The organism is Streptomyces cavernae, from assembly GCF_004023625.1.
GTDB classification, from domain to species: Bacteria; Actinomycetota; Actinomycetes; order Streptomycetales; family Streptomycetaceae; genus Streptomyces; species Streptomyces cavernae.
This window is the reverse complement of the sequence record NZ_RPDJ01000008.1, coordinates 327,304-345,848: the sequence shown is the minus strand read 5'-3', so window position 1 is coordinate 345,848 and position 18,545 is coordinate 327,304. Positions and strand designations below refer to the sequence as shown.

Sequence of the window (18,545 nt, the reverse complement as noted above, 5' to 3'; positions counted from 1 at the left end):
GGTGACTTCTGCTCCGTCCGGTGCACGGTCGGCCGACTGATGTGGTGCGAACCGTGTCAGTCAAAGGTGTGCTGCCAAGCGCCACCCGGCGTCGTCTGGGCGTCGCGGATGACGAAGTCGACGCCCAGGCGGCGCAGGTGGTAGCCGCCGGCGAGCCCGGACTGGCAGCCGCCGATCACCACCACCTGGGACGTGCGCGTCACTCGGCGGCTTCCCGCCCCGGCATGAAGACGATCGCGACCAGTGCCAGCCCGATCACGCCGCCGATGAGCTGCACGCCGATGAACCCGGCGAGCGAGCCGGGGGCGATGCCCGCGAAGGTGTCGGTGAAGGACCTGCCGATGGTCACCGCCGGGTTGGCGAACGACGTCGAGGACGTGAACCAGTACGCGGCGCCGATGTAGGAGGCGACCGCGACGGGCGCGAAGCGCAGCTGGTTCGCCCGGGCCAGACCGAAGATCAGCAGGATCAGGCCGGCCGTCGCGACGACCTCACCCAGCAGCAGATGACCCGCCGACCGGTCATGCGTGGACCACTTCACCAACGGCTCGCCGAACATCGCATCCGCCAGGATCGCGCCCGCGATCGCACCCACGACCTGCGCCGGCAGGTACACCGCCACCTCACGCGGGGTGACACCGGCGCCGCCGCGTCGCGCCGTCCACCACTCGGCCAGCGTGACGACCGGGTTGAAGTGGGCGCCGGAGACCGGGCCGAGCAGGAGGATCAGGATGCCGAGACCGAAGACGGTGGCCGTGGAGTTGGCCAGCAGCTGGAGGCCGACGTCCTTGGTCAGTTCGGTGGCCTGGATGCCGGAGCCGACCACGACCGCCACGAGCAGGGCGGTGCCTATGAGTTCGGCGGCGGCCCGAGCGACCAGCGGGGTACGCGGCGGGGTAGCACCCGGCGCGGGCGCGACGGAGTCGGGTTCAGCGGCGGGTGGCGCGGACTCCGCGGTCGGGGCGGCTTCGGCGGGGGTCATGGGCAGGCCCTCTTGTTCTCGGCGGCGGTGCGAGCGGACTCGGCCAGGTCGGCGAACTGGCCGGCGAGTTGGGCGATGACATCGGACTTGAGCCGGTAGTAGGTGAACCGGCCGCACGGCTCCGTCTCGACGACTCCGGCCTCGCGCAGCACTCTCAGGTGGTTGGAGAGGTTGGTCTGCCGGGCACCGGTCTCCTCCACCAGGTGGGTGGTGCACAGCATCTCTTTGGCGAGCAAGGTCACGATCTGGAACCTGAGCGGGTCGGCCAGCACCCGGATCAGGTCAGTGTCGACTGACGTCATCATGTGCTGATACTGTCACATCAGTGGTGGCTGACACCACCAGGTGCTGATGTCATTCGCACCTGATGCCGTCGTGAGACAAGAGAGAACCTCCGATGTCCGACAAGCCCTCCGTGCTGTTCGTCTGTGTCCACAACGCGGGCCGTTCCCAGATGGCCGCCGCGTGGCTGACCCACCTGGCCGGAGACCGTGTCGAGGTCCGCTCCGCCGGCTCCAACCCGGGCTCCAACGTCAACCCGGCCGCCGTCGAGGCCATGGCCGAGGTCGGCATCGACATCTCCGCCGAGGTCCCGAAGATGCTCACCGTGGACGCGGTCAAGGAGTCGGACGTCTGCATCACCATGGGCTGCGGCGACACCTGCCCGGTCTTCCCCGGCAAGCGGTACCTGGACTGGCAGCTGGAGGACCCCGCGGGCCAGGGCGTCGAGGCAGTCCGTCCGATCCGGGACGAGATCAAGGTCCTGGTCGAGGGCCTGATCAAGGAGATCGCGCCGGAGAAGACGGCGTGAGCGGCGGCTAGATACGCAACGTCGTCGTCGTAGGCCCCGGCCCCGCCGGTTACACCGCCGCCCTCTACACCGCCCGCGCCTCGCTCAAGCCGCTGGTCTTCGAGGGCGCGGTCACGGCCGGCGGCGCGCTGGTCCAGACGACCGAGGTGGAGAACTTCCCGGCTTCCGCGACGGCATCATGGGCCCGGAGCTGATGGAGAACATCCGGGCCCAGGCCGAACGCTTCGGCGCCGAGCTCGTGCCCGACGACATCGTCGCAGTCGACCTCACCGGCACCGTCGATAGCGTCACCGACGGCGCGGGCACGGTCCACCGGGCAAGGGCCGTCATCGTGGCGACCGGCTCGCAGCACCGCAAGCTGAACCTGCACGGCCAGGACGCGCTCTCCGGCCGGGGCGTGTCGTACAGCGCGACCTGCGACGGCTTTTTCTTCCGCGAGCACGACATCGTGGTGGTCGGCGGCGGCGACACGGCGATGGAGGAAGCCACCTTCCTTGCCCGCTGCCGCTGCCGAGGGCGGCCGTCGGGCGGATCCTGCTGGCCGTGGACGTCGGCAACTGGCTCGCCCCGGACGCCCCGGACGCCCCGACCAGCGACGACCGGCTGTACTCCCACGTCCACGGGCGCGGCTGCCGCAAGACGGATCAGTTCGTGCGGGGCTGGCCGTACTCCTTCATCGCCGCCCTGGCACCGGCCGCAAAAGCTCCCGCAGAAGCCGACGGCCGACATCCCGCGAAGCGCAACGGGGCTGATCAATCCGGCGGTGACCGCAGGGCGTGTCGCGGTCGCGGCGCGCGTCAGGTCGCGGCGCGTGTCACGCCGCCACTGGCGTCACGCCACGACGCGCGTCACATCACGCCGCGACGGGCGGTCACGCCGCGACGGGCACCGGCTCGCAGCGCTCTGCCTCGTCCAGTAACGCCACGAGGGAGGTACGCGCCCGGGCCACCCGGGAGCGGACGGTGCCCACGGGGCAGTCACCGATCCGGGCCGCCTCCGCGTACGGCACCCCCAGCAACTGGGTGAGGACGAACGCCTCACGACGGTCCTCGGGCAGCGCGGCGAGCAGATCGGCGAGCGCGATGCCGTCGTCGAAGCCCAGCAGACCGCGCGGCTGGGCGTGCTCGACGGCGCGCTGCCAGTCGTCGGTGTCGGACAGCCGGGGCCGGGCGGCGGCGTGCCGGAGGCTGTCGGCCACCGCGCGGCGCGCGATGGACAGCAGCCAGGTACGTGCGGAGGAGCGGCCCTCGAAACGGTGCAGGCTGCCGAGCGCCCTCAGGAAGGTGTCCTGGGCGAGGTCGTCGGCGGACTGCGGGTCCGCGCCGAGGTGGGTGACGAAGCGGCGGACGTCGGTGTGCAGGGCACGTACGAAGTGTTCGACGGCGTCCGGGTCGCCGGCACGGGCGGCCAGCGCCCAGGCCGTAATCGACTCGTCGCGCGCCGCGCGCTCGTGTTCACGGCCGCTTTCACGGCCACGGTCGTGGTCACGAGCGCTTTCACGGCCACGGTCGTGGTCACGGGCGCGTTCACAGCCACGGTCACGGTTGCTTTCACGGTCGCGTTCCCGTTCACGCGGGAACGGCAGGGCAGGAACCATCAGCTGATGTCCTTCTCGGGAAATCCGGGAGCCCGGACCCTCGACAAGGGTCCGGTACTGGCGTCCGGCCGGGCGCGTGGGCGCACGGCCGCGCCCCGGGGCGGGACGGCCCCGGGGAACCGGCTGTCTCAGACGACAGCGGTCCCGGCAGGCGGTCCCCGAGAGGTGATGGCATGGACGAGCAGAAGATCCCGCGGCCGGCTGACCGTGTGGTCCCGGCGTACGCGCACCCGCGGGCGGTGCGGGGGCACCGGCGGCAGCAAGGGTAGCCGCAGGGGCGCGACGAGCCAGCCGCCGAGGGCACGCAGGATCCGGAAGGCCGCCCGCTCCCCGTGCGCCAGCCACACACCGCACAGGAGCGCGGCGAGGAGGTGGGCGGCCAGCATTCCGGAGGAGGCGGTGCCGAACGGGGCCGGGAGCAGGTGGTCCAGGGGGTTGGCGCCCATCGATTCCATGGGCATGGACCGCAGGTGGGCGGAGTCCACGGACAGTGGGCCACCCATGCCGGCGTGGCCCATCGCGCCCATTCCGCCGGCACCACCGGTATCGCCAGTACCGCCCATACCGCCGGTGGACGTGGCACCACGGCCGGCAGCGTGCGTCAGCGAGAACGCCGTGTGCAGCACAGCCTGGGAACCGACCGCGAGAGAGACCACCAGGGGCAGTCCGCGCTCACGGTCCGCCAGGAACCAGGCGGTGGCTCCGGTCGTCACCGTGGCGACGGCTAGGAGCCATCCCGGCACCGGAGCGCCGGACATCATCACGTGCCCGAGGGCGGCGAGCAGCACGCAGACGGCCGCGAACACCGCGGCCCGCACTGCGCGAGATCCCCACCCCATCGTCATGGCGGCTCATCCTCGCATCCATTGCCCATGCTCAGCGATGTGTACGGAAAACCCGTATGGACAGCCCACTCAACGCGGAACCTGTAATCCGGGTCACACCTGACATCCCGTTACCTGGGCGGTTACCTGGGCGGCACACTGCCCAACCCCGGGTATGTCATCGCGAGGTCGCCGATTCCCGCGGCCCCAGGACGTAGAACGTCCCCGTGCTGACGCAGGAACCTCCGGCCCTCGCCCGGACGTTGTCCTGGCGGTCCGAAGTCCGAAGTCCGAAGTCCGAAGTCCGAAGCCGGGTCGGAAGCCCTTCCCGCTCCGCTCTCCTTTCCCATACCTCTGAACAGGCGGTGCTGATGTCCGAGTTGGTCCCCGGGGGCAACATGCCGCTGCCGGGCGGCGCCCTGACCCTCCGGGTCGGGGGACCCTTCGACGTGTCGGCGCTCGTCACCGACGCCAGCGGAAAGGTGAGCGGCGACGCCGACTTCGTGTTCTACAACCAGCCGAGCGCCCCGGGAGCCCGGCTCAGCGGCGAAACACTGACCCTCGACCCAGGCGGGCTGCGTGCCGGTGCCGAGCGTGTCACCGTGGTCGTCAGCCCCGCCGATCCCGGGGTCCCGCTGAACCGGCTGCCCGCGCCCGTGCTGGAGGTCACCGCGCCGGGCGGTCGGCGGATCGCCCGGTTCGCCCCGCCGCGGCCACAGCAGGAGACCGTGCTGCTGATCGCCGAGATCTCCCGCCGCGGCCCCGGCTGGAAGCTGCGCGCCCTGGGCCAGGGGTACGCGGAAGGACTCGCGGGCATAGCACGGGACTTCGGCGTCGACGTCGTCGAGGACGCGGGCCCACCGCCCGCCGCACCGAGTCCGGTTCGGCGGCCGGTGACCGGAGCCCCCGCGCCGGGCAGCGGCCCGCGCCGACCGTCGGGCATCGGCGCACGTCTCCTCCCCGGCCTCGGCACACGCCTCTCGTCCGGTCTCGGCACACGCAGTTCGTCAGGTCTCGGCGCACACCCCGTGCCCGGCGCCGCCACCGGCCACGCATACGGCTTCCCCGGCGACGGAGATCCGGCCGCCCACCCGGGTGGCGGGGCGATGGACGGATTCCTCGACCTGGTCAATTCCGCCCGCATGAGGGCTGGTTCGGGTCCCGTCTCGTTCGACGCGCGGCTCACCGAGGCCGCGAAGGCGCACGCCGCCACCATGGCCGACCGCGGCCGACTCGGCTCCGAGAGCCCCGACGGCACCTCCGTCTTCCAACGGGTCACGGCCACCGGATACGCGTACATCACGGTCGGCGAGCACCTCGTCTCCGGCCCACGTACCCCGGCCGAGTTCGTCGAGTACTGCCTGTCCACCGAGCAGGCGCGCCATACGCTGCAGGACCCGGCCGTCACACAGACCGGGGTCGGGCACATCACCGACCGGCGCTCCGGTGACGTGTTCTGGACCGCCCTGTGGGCCCGCCCCTTCAGTCCCGCCGAACTGTCCCGGACGGCACAGGAGGTCGTCGGGCTCACCAACGCCGAGCGGTCCCGGGCCGGACTGCCGCCGCTGGCCGTCGACGCGCTGCTGACGGCGGCGGCCCAGGCGCACAGCACGGACATGGTCGTCCGCGCCTTCTACTCCCACACCTCGCCGGACGGCAGCGAGCCCTGGGACCGGGCGGCCGCCGCGGGCTCGACCCGGCGAACCATCGGGGAGAACATCGCCTGCGGACAACGCTCCCCCGCCGAGGTCGTCGACGGCTGGATGAACAGCCCCGGCCACCGCGCCAACATCCTCAAGCCGGCCTTCACCCACATCGGCATAGGCTTCGCGGGCGGCGGCAAGGCGGGCACGTACTGGACGCAACTCTTCGGCGCCTGACGCGCGGGGCTCCGTCCGACCGTCCTCGGGCAGCCGGTCACCCTCAACGCGCGTGCGGCGACGCCCCGTTGGCGGTGACCCCGGCGGCGCTGCCCAGGGCCGTGACGCCGCCGGCGTTGACTCCGTTCACGTTGGCTCCACCGGCGTTGACCCCGTCGGAGTGCAGCAGCCAGGTCAGCGTGATCATCAGGTCGAGCCGGTCGGCCGGGTCGTAGCAGCGCGTGCCGGTCAGTTCCGTGATCCGGCGCAACCGGTAGCGGACGGTCTGCTCGTGGACCTGGAGCCGGGCGCCGGTGATGACGGCGTTGTCACCGCACTGCAGATAGGTGAGCAGGGTGGTCAGCAGGGGCACCCGGCGGCGCGGCTGGAGGGCGAGGAGCGCAGCGAGATGAGCGGCCGAGGTGGTGTCGATGAGGTCCTCGACCATGGCGGCGGCCAGCAGCGCGGTGTGGTCGGCCGCCCTCAGCGGGCGGTCGGAGGGCAGGATGCCGCGTTCCGCCAGGGCGACGGTGTGGCGGGCCCAGCGCAGCGAGACGGCGGCGCGTTCGGTGGGCACGGTCGGCCCGATGGCGGCGGCGCCCAGCCGCAGCAGCAGGGTGGGCAGCCAGTCACGCCCGGCCGAGTCGGGGTCGGGGACGATCAGGTACGACGCGTTCCAGTCGGCAAGCACATCGGGCGGCAGGATGCGGCTCGGCGGCCGGGTCGCCGAGAGCAGGGCGACCGCCGCGACGGTACCGGGGAGCTTCCAGTCCGCTGCCCTGGCCTGTTCATGGACGGTAGCGGGGTCGGGCGCCGGTTCACGGACCAGCAGGTCCCGCAGGCGCTGGCGGCGGCGTTCCCGGTCGGTGGTCAGATGGCCCTGCTGGCGCGCGTATCCCTGGGCGCCCGCGTCAGCGGCCCGGGCGAGCAGCCCGAAGAGGTTGTCGGTGAGTGACGCGAGGGTCTCCTTGGACCAGGAGAACCGGTAGGCGTCCTTGATGAACCGGCGGCAGGCGACCTGGCCGCTCAGTCTGAGCGCCGTCTGCAGCCGGTCGAGGCTGTACCCCCGCCGTGCCGCCTCCGCCCCCAGCTGGCTGTAGAGAACGGTCAGCTGGGTCGAGTCGGTGGTCGCCTGGCCGAGTGAGTCGACGAAGTGGGCGACGGTCTCGTTGATGACCTGGTGGACGGCCCGGCGGTATTCGGTGTCGACCGGCGGACCGCCTTCGTGGACGTGCGTCCGAACCTCGCGCTCGATCTCCTCGATGGCGTCCGGGAGATGCGGCCGGAGCATGCTCGAGAGCGATTTCGCTAACGGTGGGTCGATGACAGTCATCACAGCCTCCCCTTCCGTCCCCCGGATCGTCCTGTCACACCGGCACTCGCGTCAACTCACTTGACTGACAAGGGGAATTGATCAATTTGTCGGTTCGACGCCGCACTTGCCGGAAACCTATAAGTCAGGCCCCGAATTTCCCGTCGCCCCGAGCAGCACAATCACCTCCCGGATTCCACGATTCCTCTCGAACCGGCACCCCCACGAGAGGACTCCCCGTGAATTCAGCACTGAGGAAGCGGTTGGGACTGCTGCTCACCGGTGCGTCCCTGACCGCGTTGCTGGGCGTCAACACACCGGCCGAGGCTGCCCAGAACCCCTACGAGCGCGGCCCCGCCCCCACCGAGGCCAGCGTCACCGCCGCCCGCGGCCCGTTCGCCATCGCGCAGGTCTCGGTGCCGTCCGGCAGCGGCACGGGCTTCAACAACGGCACGATCTACTACCCCACCGACACGAGTCAGGGCACCTTCGGCGCGGTGGCGGTGATCCCCGGATTCATCTCACCGCAGCTCGTGATCCAGTGGCTGGGCCCCCGGCTGGCCTCGCAGGGCTTCGTCGTCTTCACCCTGGACACCAACGGGGGTGGCGACCTGCCGGAGTCACGCGGGAGCCAACTGCTCGCGGCGCTGGACTATCTGACCACGCGCAGCACCGTCCGTGACCGCGTCGACCCGACCCGCCTGGCGGTCATGGGGCATTCGATGGGCGGCGGCGGCTCACTGTGGGCCGCGCAGAACCGCCCGTCGCTGCAGGCGGCGATCCCGCTGGCACCCTGGGAACTCGACACCACCTGGGAGGGCGTAAAGGTGCCCACGATGATCATCGGCGGACAGACGGACGCCATCGCCCCGGTCGGCTCCATGTCCATTCCGCAGTACACGAGCATGACCGCCGCGCCCGAGAAGGCGTACCTGGAGATGAAGAACGGCAACCACTTCGCCCCCGTCAGTGAGAACAGCACCACCGCCAAGTACGCGTTGTCCTGGCTGAAGCGGTTCGTCGACGACGACACGCGCTACGACCAGTTCCTCTGCCCGGCGCCCGCGCCGAACTCCGCGATCAGCCAGTACCGCGACACCTGCCCCAACGACTGAATCCCGCAGTACCCGCGCCGGGCCGGGGACAGTCCGGTGCGTGCGAGGCCCTCCCCCGACGGGAGGGCCTCATTCATGGGCCACAGCGGCTCCGCCGCACCGCTATGGGCCACAGCGGCTCCGTCGCACCGCCGCATCCGCCGCACCGCTGCACCGCCCCACCGCCGCGCCCCTTGCCGGGTGGCCGCGCTACGGGGTCGTCGTCCCCGGCGCTGTCTCGTTGGTCGTGTCCGTCGTGCCCGTCGTGTCCGTGGTTGTTCCGTTGGTCGTGTCCGTGGTGTCCGTGGTGCCGGTGGTCTCCGGCGGCGTCTCCGGCGATGTCTCAGGCGATGTCTCCGGCGTCGGCTTGGATGGCGAGGTCGACGACGTGGGTGGGCTGGTCGGGCTGGGCGGGCTGGTCGACGCGGACGGGGACTCGGTGAGCGACGGCGACTTGTCTTCCTTCGGCGGGTCGGTCTTCTTGTCATGCCGGCCCGTGTCGCCCTTGTGGCGCTCGATCCACTCCCTGCGGTCGGGATCGAAGATCACGAACACCTTGACCACATCCGGAGCGGGCTCCACGACGACCGTGTTCGACGCCTTGAAGCCGGGCCAGGCCCGTCCCGTCACCTTCATCGAGCTCTGGTCCTGAGCCGGCGGCTTCAAGGGGTTGCCGCAGGCGCAGCGCACCCGCGGCACACCGCGGGAGTCGACGAGTACTGCCGTCCCCGCCTGCAGGATCGCCTGGTAGGCGGTGGGGGCCCCGTCACGGTAACCGTGGTTGGTGACGCGGGTGTCGACCCGCAGTTGCACGGGTGTCAGCGACCGCAGATACGTCGGGACCAGGTTGGGGCCGATCCCCGCGACCGACGCGAACGCCCGGTTCTTCGCCGGCTGCTCCCGCAGTGCGGTGATCTGCCGCTCGACGTCGCAGCTGGTGGCGTTGCGCGTACCGCCGTACAGGCCGGGCTGGGACCCGCTCGCCCTGTACGGGTCGTCCTTCGGGGCCTCGCGGCCGACGTTCGGAGTGGCCGCCGGGGGCGAGCTCTCCTCGGCCGTCGACTTGGTGAACGGGTTGGGTCCCGTCTCCCCCGCCGCCTGGAGGCGGACCGCGCCACCGCCACCGCCACCGCCGCCGGAGCCGGAGCCGCCCGGACGGGCGAAGAGGAGGGCGCCGACGACCACGGCGACGACCAGGGCGGTGAAGCCCGCGATCCTCGGTGCCGACTTCCACCAGGCGCGGCTTCCGACCGGCTTGGGCTCACCGGGTTCGGAGGGGCCACCTGGTCCGGAACCGGGTCCGGACGGGCCACCGGGTCCGGAGGGACCGCCGCCCCCGGACGAACCACCGCCGGTGCCGGACGGCGGCCCGGCAGGACCGCCGGCCCCGCCGCCGCCCGGAGCGGGTGGCGGGGGCGGAGTGCCTCCCACCTGGGTGGGATCATGCGCGGGCGGCTGCGACAGGGGCCCGGAAGGGGGTCCGGTGGGGCGGCCGGACGACGGGGGGTCGACGCTCACGGACTCTTCTCCCACAGAAACGGACTTTTGTCTCCCACGGAAGTGGTATGAGCTGAACGTGTCGTTTATACCGATTCATTCCATATCGGGTGGGCATGGCCCGCAAGCCGAACCGGGCGGGCCGGTCCCTCCCTGCCGCGGACGCGTCCGGCCGTTCCCGACGGGCGAGCCGCGCGTGCCCTGCTTAGCGTGGCACCGTGAGCCGACAGACGTCGCGAGCAGCGCACGGCTGGCCACAGGCCCTCCTGGTGGTGTGCGCCGGGCTGCTCGCCATGGTGGTCGTCGCCGCACTGGGCCTGTGGGCCGCCGGCGCGGCGGACCTGCCCGACCAGGCGTTCCCCCGGGTGGTCGCGGCCACGGTCGTGACCGCGGTCGGGGGGTCGGTGACGATCTCGGGCAGCGCCGGCTTCCTCGCCGAGACCACGGGCGGGCTGACCGTCGTGCCGCTCTCGGTCACGCTCACCGGGGCCCTGGTGATCGCCGCGGGTTTCCTGTGGCCGTTGCGCCACCGGGCGGTCGCGGGCGCCCGGGAACTGGGTGGCTGGGCGGCCCGGATCGGTGTCCTGTGGCTGCTCGTGCTGGTCGGGCTGGCCCTGGTGGCCCGCCAGCAGTTCGCCGTCTCGCTCGGCGAGGGGACGCTCGGCGACATCGGCGACCTGCTGGACGCCGCGCCCCGGGTGGGCTTCGAGGCCGAGGTGTTCGAGACGGTCGTCTTCGGGCTGCTGTGGCTCGCGGGCGTGCTCGTGCTCGCACTGCTGGTCTCCCGCGGGGCGCCGCTGCCCGCCGGTCTGCTGCGTTTCCAGGAGCCGGTGCGGCCGGCCGCGTACGCGATGGTCGTGCTGCTGCTGTCGTACGTCGCCCTGGGAGTGCTGATCGGGCTGGTGGTGGCGGCGACCCGGGGGCAGCCCGCCGAGACCTTCGCGGTACTCCTGCTGGGGTTGCCGAACCTGGTCTGGCTGGCGTTCACCCTGGGCCTCGGCGCCACCTGGGAGGGCCAGGTGGAGGGGCCGTTCGGGCTGCCCATGCCGCACGTGCTGGACGAGGCACTGCGCGGCGAGGACGTCTCCGAACTCAGTCTGTCGACGCTCGCCGAGCAGGACGGCCGGGTGTGGTGGCTGCTGGTCGTCGCCGCCGTGCTGGTGCTGGCCGCCGCGTTCCTGATGGCGGCCCGCTCCCCGGCCCGGATGCGGTGGTGGCAGCACTCGGTGCACATGGCTGTGGCGCTGGTACTGACGGTCCTGACGATCTGCGTGGTCGGTCGTGTCTCCGCCCACTACGGACTGTCCCTGCTGGGCATCGGGGACGTGGGCGGCACTCTGTCCGGCCGGGTGCTGCTGCGGCCCCAGTGGTGGGGAGCCCTCGGGCTCGCCGCCGTGTGGGGGCTGGTGACGGGGGCGCTGGGCGGATTGCTGGCCGCGGGGGTCCGCAGGCGCGGCGAGGTGGCGCTGGGCCGGGGGGTCGGCGCGGGGCAGCGAGTGGACTGAGTCGAGGGCTGGGGCCGGGTCCATGCCCCGGAGGTGCCCGACTCGAGGTCAGTGCACATGAGGTCGGTGCACGCGAACGAGATCAGTGCACACGAAATCAGTGGATACGAGATCAGTGCACGCGAGATCAGTGCACGAAGACCGGACGTGCCCAGTCCGGGGGCTCCGGCGGGGCCCCGGGCGCCTCCGGAACCCCGACGACCCGCAGGTCGACCTGTGTCGGTGGATGCCCCGCCGGTCCTGGCCCCGGCCCCGATGCCGCGGCCCGCAGCGCGGCGACGAACTCCAGGCAGGAGCCGTAGCGGGCCTCGGGGCTCTTCGCCAGCGCCTTCGCGAGGACACCGTCCACCTCGGGGGCGATGTCCGGGCGCTGCTCCGTCAGCGGCGACGGTTGGTCGTACTGGTGCGCCCAGAGCAGCGCCATGTCGTCGTCGCGCTGGAAGGGCGGCCCGCCGGCCATGGTCTCGTGGACCACGCACGCGAGGCTGTAGACGTCGCAGCGGCCGTCCACCGGGCGGCCGGCGATCTGCTCCGGCGCCACGTAGTCGAGGGTGCCGACGAACTGGCCCACGGTGGTGAAGCCGGTCAGCGACAGCGATTTCTTCGTCAGCCCGAAGTCCGTGAGGTAGACGTGTTCGGGGTGGTCGCTGTCGGTGCCCTTGGCCACGAGGATGTTGCCGGGTTTGACGTCCCGGTGCACCAGGCCGTGGTCGTGGGCGGCGTCCAGCGCGGAGGCCACCTGCGCGGCGATACGGGCGGCGACCGTGGGCGTCAGCGGCCCCTCCTGGTCGAGCAGATGGCGCAGATCGCGCCCGGCGACGTACCGCATGGCGATGTAGAGCACCCCGCCCGTCTCCCCCGCCTCGAAGATCGGGACGATGTGCGGGTGGTCGATGGCGGCGGCCACCCGTGACTCATGGGTGAAGCGCCGCCGGAACGTGTCGTTGCGGGCGAGTTCGGGTGCGAGCAGCTTGAGCGCGACGGTCCGGTCCAGGCGCAGGTCCCGGGCACGGTAGACCACGGCCATACCGCCGCGGCCGATCTCGCGCTCGATCCGGTAGCCCGCGATCTGCTGACCAATCAGCTCGGAGAGCCGCCCGGAGAAGGGCCCGGTGTCATGTGCCGTCATCACCGCTCCCGGGGCGACACGGGCCGGGTGGAGTCATACCCGTGCGATTCCTCGGCCGTCGGTGGGCCACCCGGGTCACCCGCAGCACCCGGCTCGCCCCGCACACGGAAGGCGCCGGAGTCCACCACCCGGGTCGCCTCGTCCATCCCTCCGCCCGGCGCGCGTGCCGCGCTGGTCCGTCGTGTCGCCGGCCCGCCGCCGTGGTGCGCGTCACCGCCGTACGCCGGATCGCCCTGGGCGCCCGGGTCCCGCTCGGCGGCGTAGGTGCTCAGCCGCTCCCCGTCGCAGTACACCCACCGCTCGTGCTCCGCCTCGTACAGCCACAGCGACTCGCCGTCGACGACCATCCCGATCCGCAGTCCCCGGGTGCGGCGGTGGAAGGACTCCGCGTCCATGCCGCCCGCCGCCAGGTCGGCGACCGCGCGGCGGTACTCGGCGAGGGCGTGCTCGGCCCTCTCCAGCAGCGGTCGCGGGTCGGCGGTGCGCGCGAGCGGGCTGCCCGCCCGGGGCGGGTCCTGCGGAACGGCCACCAGCAGACGGCCGTCGACCCACGCCGACCAGCCGTTGGCGCACAGGATGCGGCCCCAGTCCCCGCGCCGTTCGACGAGTTCGACCGGGAGCAGGGCGTCCAGCGGCACCGTCGGCCGGGACGGGTCCGGGGCCTCCCAGGCGGGCATGCCCTCTCGGGGGACGACGTGGGTGGGGTGGAAGCCGGGCGTCGTCATGTCACCTACTTCCTACTTCCGCATGACCACGGGCTCGTGCCGCCGCAGCAGCCGCGAGACCACGTATCCGAAGACGGCGGACAGGACGACGAGCATGCCGATGTCGAGCAGCCACACCCCCGTCGAGTGCCTGAACAGCGCGTCGTCGGTGAGGTCGCCGGGCACGATCCGGGCGAGCCCGATCGTGCTCGCCATCGCGCCCAGGGCCCACCGCGACGGCACCAGCCACGACAGCTGTGCGATGCCGGGCACCCCGTCGAGGTTGAGCAGAGCGCCGCAGAACACCACTTGGACGATGGCGAGCAGCACCAGCAGCGGCATGGTGACCTCCTCCTTGCGGACCAGCGCCGAGACGAGGAGGCCGAGCATCATCGCGGTGAAGGCCAGCAGCGCGACCGCGACGGTGATCTCCAACAGCGGTGGCAGCAACACCCCTTCGCCGCCGGGGGCGTTCAGGTCGACGCCCAGCAGGGCCACCAGGGTCAGTACGACGGCCTGCGCCACGGTGATGGTGCCGAGGACGACGACCTTGGACATCACGTACGCGGATCTGGACAGTCCGACCGCGCGCTCCCGCTGGTGGATCACCCGTTCCTTGACCAGTTCGCGCACGGCGTTGGCCGCCCCGGTGAGCACGCCGCCGACACACAGGATGAGCAGCGCGTTCATCGCGGTCTCCTGGGTCAGCCGGCTGCCGGCGAGTGCCCGCGCCATCGCCCCCATGACGAACGGCAGCGCCACCATGATGACCAGGAAGGTCCGGTCGGCGGAGAGCGCCGCAGCGTACCGCCGTACGAGCGTGCCGAGCTGGGCGCCCCAGCTCTGGGCCTTCGGCGGCGGCCCGACGGCAGCGGCGGAGGCATCGGGGGCGTCGGCCGGCGTCGGCAGGTCCGGGGCGGCGGAACCGGTGACGTAGTGCCGGTGGAACGGCGAGTCGCGGTACTCCCCCGCCCAGTCCCGGTCACGGTCGCGCTCGAAGGCCTCGAACGCCTCCGGCCACTGCCGGAAGCCGAAGAAGGCGAGGGTGTCGTCGGGCGGTCCGTAATAGGCGGTCCTGCCGCCCGGCGCGAGCACCAGGAGGCGGTCGCACACGTCGAGGCTCAGCACGCTGTGGGTGACGACGATCACCGTACGGCCGTCGTCGGCGAGCCCGCGGAGCATGTGCATAACCGATCGGTCCATGCCGGGGTCAAGGCCGGAGGTCGGCTCGTCGAGGAAGAGCAGCGACGGTTTGGTGAGCAGTTCGAGGGCCACACTGACGCGTTTTCGCTGTCCGCCTGAGAGGGAGTGGATGGGCTGCCCGGCGCGCTGCTCCAGCCCGAGCTCGGCGATGACCTCCTCGACCCGCGACCGGCGTTCCACCCTGGCCACGTCCTGGGGGAAGCGCAGTTCCGCGGCGTATCTCAGGGCGCGGCGGACGGTCAGCTGGGTGTGCAGGATGTCGTCCTGCGGGACGAGTCCGATGCGCTGGCGCAGCTCCGCGTAGTCGCGGTAGAGGTCGCGTCCGTCGTAGAGGACCGTGCCGTGGTCGGCGGGTCGCTGGCCGGTGAGGGCGCCGAGCAGGGTGGACTTGCCCGCACCGCTCGGTCCCACCACCGCGAGCAGGCATTTCGCGCCGACCGGGAACGAGACACCGTCGAGCAGGATCTTGCGGCCCCGGTCGGCCTGCACGGTCAGGTCCCGCACGTCGAGCGAGATCTCACCGGTGTCGACGTACTCCTGCAACTCGTCGCCGACCAGGCAGAACGCCGAGTGCCCGATGCCGACGATGTCCCCGGGAGCGATCGGGGCGTGTTCCACGGGGCTGCCGTTGAGGAACGTGCCGTTGTGGCTGCCGACGTCGACGATCTCGTAGCCGCCGTCGGGCAGCGCGCGCAGCTCCGCGTGCCGGCGTGAGACCACCAGGTCGTCGATGACCAGGTCGTTGTCGGCGGAGCGGCCGATCCGGACGGTACGCGAGGGCAGTGGCCGTACGGTGGTGGGTTGCCGGAAAGTGCCGGTCGAGGCGGGTGCGGCGACGACGGACGGGCGCTCCGGGGCGGGTGGCGGGGGCCCCGGATCCGGTGGCGGACTGCCGATGAGCAGGGCGCGCGGCCCGTCCGCGGGGTTGCCGAAGCGAATCTCGCAGCCGGGCCCGACGGTCCGGGCGTGGACACGACGGCCGTCGGCGTAGGTGCCGTTGGTGCTGCCCGCGTCCTCGATCCGCCACTGGCCCGCCTCGGTCCGCAGGACGGCGTGGTGCCAGGAGACCCGGACGTCGTCGATGACGATGTCGCTCATCGGGTCGCGTCCGACGCGGTAGTCCCGCTCCGGGCTCATGACGGTGGAGCCCGTAGCGGTCTGCAGGACGAGCTCGGGCGCCGAGGGCGCGAAGGATCGCTCTCCCATGCCCGAATTCTAACTATTTGCCCAGATGGGCGCCCGGCCAGGCTTCGCTCCGGGTTCCGCTCGGACGGGATCCGGGTCGGGCCCGGCCGGCCGGGGGCCGGTCAGGCGGCGGGCGTGGCCAGGGCCGAGGCGGTCCGCTGCATCCGCAGCGCGTCGACCGATTCCGCGAGGAACTCGTACTCGGTGGTGTCGTCGCTGGCGGCGATGCGTATGAGCCGCCCGGCGGCCAACTCGTCGGCCACCAGCTCCTGTTGCGCGGGATCACCGCACCAGGCACGCAGCATGCCGGGGACGTCAGGTACGTTGTCCGGCACGGGCGCGATGGAACGCGGGGGAAAGGTGGGGTCCTCAGGCTGTGGGTCGAGGCGCTCCGCGATCCACGAGGCACGGTCCCGCAGCCACCACATGGCCAGCGCCAGGGTTGGCGCGCGGTAGGTACCTAAGGGCACTCCGACACGCTGACCTCCACACATTCCGTACGCGGTGACATGGCACAGGAATTCGTCGTGCACGATCCGCCCCCGTTGCGTTGTTCGCAGCCCGCCGGGCCTCACTCTCTTTGCGGCTGGGTTTGCGCACGCGCGGGCGACGGTGGGAGCCGTGGAAGCTTTTCAGTCGTCGTCCGACGTTCGCCGTTCAAGTTTCCTCACCATGAGTATCGCAACTCCTGACGCACTGTCACCATGCCTTTCTAGCCAGTCTCTTGGCATATTCACATGTTCAACTGGCCGAAATCCTTCGGGGCGCCGGTTTGCGTTCCCCGGGGAGCGTGCCCAGGGGTGCGCCGCCCGATGCGCGGTGCCCGCCATTACGCGTCGGGCAGGTGCCCGCCATTACCCGCCGGGTAATCGACCCGCCGGGCCCGGCCGGGCATCGTCGTAGTCACCGGCTCCGGGGCGGCGGCACCGCTTAGGGAGCCGGACCCCGAACCGCGACCACCACCTTGACGGAGGCTGATCGACCATGTCCACCAACCGTTACGAGACCGCTGTCGCCCGCTACTTCGAGGCCTGGAACGCCACCTCGGCGGAGGCCGTGGCCAAGGCGGTCGCCGACGCGTGGACGGCGGACGGCGGTTACACCGACCCGCTCGCCGACGTCACCGGACACGACGCGGTGGCGGCCGTGATCACCGCCGCGCACGAGCAGTTCCCCGGTTTCGTCTTCCGCCCGCTGGGCGAGGTCGACGGGCACCACGAGACCGCCCGCTTCGGCTGGGAACTCGTGGCTCCGGACGGCTCGGCTCCGGCCGCGGGCTTCGATGTGATCACCCTGGCCGAGGACGGGCGGATCCGGAGCGTACTGGGCTTCCTGGACCGGGTGCCCTCCTAGGCACCTCCGGGTCGGACGGGCCACAGGTCACGGGCGGGTCAGACCCGTTCCTCCAGGTGCACGGTCACCGAGTCGCCCTCCTCCTTGCCGATGGCGCGGCGCACCTCCGCCTTCACGGGCAGCATGTGCCGGCCGTCGCCCAGCGCCATGAAGGAACTGCGGAAGGGATGCCCGTCGATGGTGCCGCGCACCTTGACCAGGCCGCGGGTCCCGAAGAACTCGACGGAATCGGGCCAGACCAGATAGGTCCAGCCACCGGCGGCCGGGCTCTTCCGCAGTACCGCGGTGAACTCCTCGTCCAGGGCCGAGCTCATGGTGTCCTCCGCTCTCCGGTGGTCTGCCACCGGGCCTGCGGCGGTCCGCCACCAGGCCTTCGGTGGTCCGCCACCAGGCCTTCGGTGGTCTGCCACCAGTACAGACCACCGAAGGCGGGGAAACTCATCGCGGGCTAGGCGCTCAGCCTCCGATGATCTCGTCGATCCGGGTCAGCTCCTCCTCGGAGAACTCCAGCGTGCGGGCCGCGGCCACGCAGTCCTCCACCTGCTCGGGGCTGCTCGCGCCGATGAGGGCCGAGGTCACGCGGCCGCCGCGCAGCACCCAGGCGAGGGCCAGCTGCGCCAGCGTCTGCCCGCGGGACTTGGCCACGTCGTCGAGGGCCCGCAGCCGTCGCACCAGGTCCTCGGTCACCTGGTCGGCGCTGAGGAAGGGGCTCGCGCCCGCCGCCCGGGAGCCGGCCGGGATGCCGTCGAGGTAGCGGCCGGTGAGCAGGCCCTGCTCCAGCGGCGAGAAGACGATGGAGCCGACCTGCAGCTCGTCCAGGACGTCGAGGAGGCCCTCCTCGGGGCGGCGGTCGAGCATCGAGTAGCGCGGCTGGTGGATCAGCAGGGGGGTGCCCAGCTCGCCCAGGATGCGGGCCGCCTCGCGGGTCTGCTCCGGGGAGTAGTTGGAGACGCCGACGTAGAGCGCCTTGCCCTGGACCACCGCGGAGTGCAGGGCGCCCATGGTCTCCTCCAGGGGCGTCTCGGGGTCGGGGCGGTGCGAGTAGAAGATGTCGACGTAGTCGAGACCCATCCGGCTCAGGCTCCGGTCCAGCGAGGAGAGCAGGTACTTGCGCGAACCCCACTCGCCGTAGGGGCCGGGCCACATCAGATAGCCGGCCTTGGTGGAGATGACCAGCTCGTCCCGGTAGGGGGCGAAGTCGGCCTTGAGTGCGTCACCGAAGGCCGACTCGGCGGCGCCGGGCGGCGGACCGTAGTTGTTGGCCAGGTCGAAGTGGGTGACGCCCAGGTCGAAGGCACGGCGCAGGATCCGCCGCTGCAGGTCGACCGGCCGGTCGGGCCCGAAGTTGTGCCACAGGCCCAGCGACAGCGCGGGCAGCTTGAGACCGCTGCGCCCGGTACGCCGGTAGGGCATGGACTCGTATCGGCCGGGATCGGCTGTGTACAACGTGCACTCCAGGATGACTGTTCCGACGTGTCACCCCACTCTCG

17 protein-coding genes and 3 pseudogenes are annotated in these 18,545 nt (G+C 71.7%); 7 read left to right on the top strand and 13 right to left on the bottom strand.

Translation table 11 applies throughout. From position 1 onward, the window contains the following. Positions 1-59: 59 nt before the first annotated feature. The 3 genes and pseudogenes from EF387_RS21780 to EF387_RS21770 all read right to left on the bottom strand — a co-directional run. Positions 60-203, bottom strand: a pseudogene (locus EF387_RS21780) (pyridine nucleotide-disulfide oxidoreductase); the annotation flags it as partial. Further along, the gene (locus tag EF387_RS21775; RefSeq protein WP_128378261.1) at positions 200-982 is read right to left on the bottom strand and encodes an aquaporin; all 783 of its coding nucleotides are present in this window, start codon (positions 980-982) and stop codon (positions 200-202) included. The pseudogene EF387_RS21780 and the gene EF387_RS21775, both read right to left, overlap by 4 nt. Continuing rightward, on the bottom strand, positions 979-1,287 hold the full coding sequence (locus EF387_RS21770) for an ArsR/SmtB family transcription factor (RefSeq protein WP_128378260.1): 309 nt from the start codon (positions 1,285-1,287) through the stop codon (positions 979-981). The genes EF387_RS21775 and EF387_RS21770 overlap by 4 nt, the downstream gene beginning before the upstream one ends. 92 nt (positions 1,288-1,379) lie before the next feature. Between EF387_RS21770 and EF387_RS21765 the strand changes: the two genes are divergently transcribed. From EF387_RS21765 to EF387_RS48460, 3 genes and pseudogenes are all read left to right on the top strand, one after another. After that, complete coding sequence (locus EF387_RS21765; protein WP_128378259.1) at positions 1,380-1,793, top strand: arsenate reductase ArsC; 414 nt, start codon at positions 1,380-1,382, stop codon at positions 1,791-1,793. Positions 1,794-1,804: 11 nt separating this feature from the next. After that, positions 1,805-2,295: pseudogene (locus EF387_RS21760) on the top strand (NAD(P)/FAD-dependent oxidoreductase); the annotation flags it as partial. Continuing rightward, a pseudogene (locus EF387_RS48460) lies at positions 2,295-2,480 on the top strand (NF041680 family putative transposase); the annotation flags it as partial. The pseudogenes EF387_RS21760 and EF387_RS48460, both read left to right, overlap by 1 nt. A 184-nt stretch (positions 2,481-2,664) precedes the next feature. On the opposite strand, the gene EF387_RS21750 reads toward EF387_RS48460, so the two are convergent. Further along, on the bottom strand, positions 2,665-3,390 hold the full coding sequence (locus EF387_RS21750) for a sigma-70 family RNA polymerase sigma factor (protein WP_128378258.1): 726 nt from the start codon (positions 3,388-3,390) through the stop codon (positions 2,665-2,667). 128 nt (positions 3,391-3,518) lie between these two features. Then, positions 3,519-4,235: a hypothetical protein gene (locus EF387_RS21745; protein ID WP_128378257.1), complete on the bottom strand. Its 717-nt coding sequence runs from the start codon at positions 4,233-4,235 to the stop codon at positions 3,519-3,521. A 350-nt stretch (positions 4,236-4,585) separates the two neighbouring features. On the opposite strand from EF387_RS21745, the gene EF387_RS21740 reads away from it, so the two are divergent. After that, positions 4,586-6,094, top strand: coding sequence for a CAP domain-containing protein (locus EF387_RS21740; protein ID WP_128378256.1), 1,509 nt, complete (start codon positions 4,586-4,588; stop codon positions 6,092-6,094). A 43-nt stretch (positions 6,095-6,137) separates the two neighbouring features. Here EF387_RS21740 and EF387_RS21735 read toward each other — a convergent pair whose 3' ends face one another. Beyond that, complete coding sequence (locus tag EF387_RS21735) at positions 6,138-7,406, bottom strand: helix-turn-helix domain-containing protein (protein WP_128378255.1); 1,269 nt, start codon at positions 7,404-7,406, stop codon at positions 6,138-6,140. A 218-nt stretch (positions 7,407-7,624) separates the two neighbouring features. Here EF387_RS21735 and EF387_RS21730 point away from each other — a divergent pair, with 218 nt between their 5' ends. Then, positions 7,625-8,500, top strand: coding sequence for a dienelactone hydrolase family protein (locus EF387_RS21730; protein WP_128378254.1), 876 nt, complete (start codon positions 7,625-7,627; stop codon positions 8,498-8,500). A gap of 189 nt (positions 8,501-8,689) precedes the next feature. On the opposite strand, the gene EF387_RS21725 is transcribed toward EF387_RS21730, so the two are convergent. Next, positions 8,690-9,997 (bottom strand): DUF6777 domain-containing protein, encoded by a 1,308-nt coding sequence (locus EF387_RS21725; RefSeq protein WP_128378253.1) that lies wholly within the window; start codon positions 9,995-9,997, stop codon positions 8,690-8,692. 197 nt (positions 9,998-10,194) lie between these two features. Here EF387_RS21725 and EF387_RS21720 point away from each other — a divergent pair, with 197 nt between their 5' ends. Next, positions 10,195-11,481: a streptophobe family protein gene (locus EF387_RS21720; protein ID WP_128378252.1), complete on the top strand. Its 1,287-nt coding sequence runs from the start codon at positions 10,195-10,197 to the stop codon at positions 11,479-11,481. Positions 11,482-11,608: 127 nt separating this feature from the next. Here EF387_RS21720 and EF387_RS21715 read toward each other — a convergent pair whose 3' ends face one another. The 4 genes from EF387_RS21715 to EF387_RS21700 form a co-directional block, all read right to left on the bottom strand. Then, a complete protein-coding gene (locus EF387_RS21715) occupies positions 11,609-12,610 on the bottom strand; it encodes a serine/threonine-protein kinase (RefSeq protein WP_128378251.1) in 1,002 nt (333 codons plus the stop codon). Next, entirely contained in the window at positions 12,610-13,335 is a 726-nt protein-coding gene (locus tag EF387_RS21710; protein ID WP_128378250.1) for an SH3 domain-containing protein, read from the bottom strand. Before EF387_RS21710 ends, EF387_RS21715 begins: the two co-directional genes overlap by 1 nt. Before the next feature lie 12 nt (positions 13,336-13,347). After that, positions 13,348-15,723 carry an ABC transporter ATP-binding protein/permease gene (locus EF387_RS21705; protein ID WP_128378249.1) on the bottom strand — a complete coding sequence of 792 codons (2,376 nt, stop codon included), beginning with the start codon at positions 15,721-15,723 and terminating at the stop codon, positions 13,348-13,350. Positions 15,724-15,824: 101 nt separating this feature from the next. Beyond that, positions 15,825-16,235 (bottom strand): hypothetical protein, encoded by a 411-nt coding sequence (locus tag EF387_RS21700; protein ID WP_128378248.1) that lies wholly within the window; start codon positions 16,233-16,235, stop codon positions 15,825-15,827. A gap of 451 nt (positions 16,236-16,686) precedes the next feature. Here EF387_RS21700 and EF387_RS21695 point away from each other — a divergent pair, with 451 nt between their 5' ends. Further along, a complete protein-coding gene (locus tag EF387_RS21695; protein WP_128378247.1) occupies positions 16,687-17,055 on the top strand; it encodes a nuclear transport factor 2 family protein in 369 nt (122 codons plus the stop codon). A gap of 38 nt (positions 17,056-17,093) precedes the next feature. On the opposite strand, the gene EF387_RS21690 is transcribed toward EF387_RS21695, so the two are convergent. Both EF387_RS21690 and EF387_RS21685 read right to left on the bottom strand, forming a co-directional pair. Beyond that, positions 17,094-17,369 (bottom strand): DUF1905 domain-containing protein, encoded by a 276-nt coding sequence (locus EF387_RS21690; RefSeq protein WP_128378246.1) that lies wholly within the window; start codon positions 17,367-17,369, stop codon positions 17,094-17,096. A gap of 142 nt (positions 17,370-17,511) precedes the next feature. Beyond that, positions 17,512-18,501: an aldo/keto reductase gene (locus tag EF387_RS21685; protein WP_128378245.1), complete on the bottom strand. Its 990-nt coding sequence runs from the start codon at positions 18,499-18,501 to the stop codon at positions 17,512-17,514. Positions 18,502-18,545: the final 44 nt, after the last annotated feature.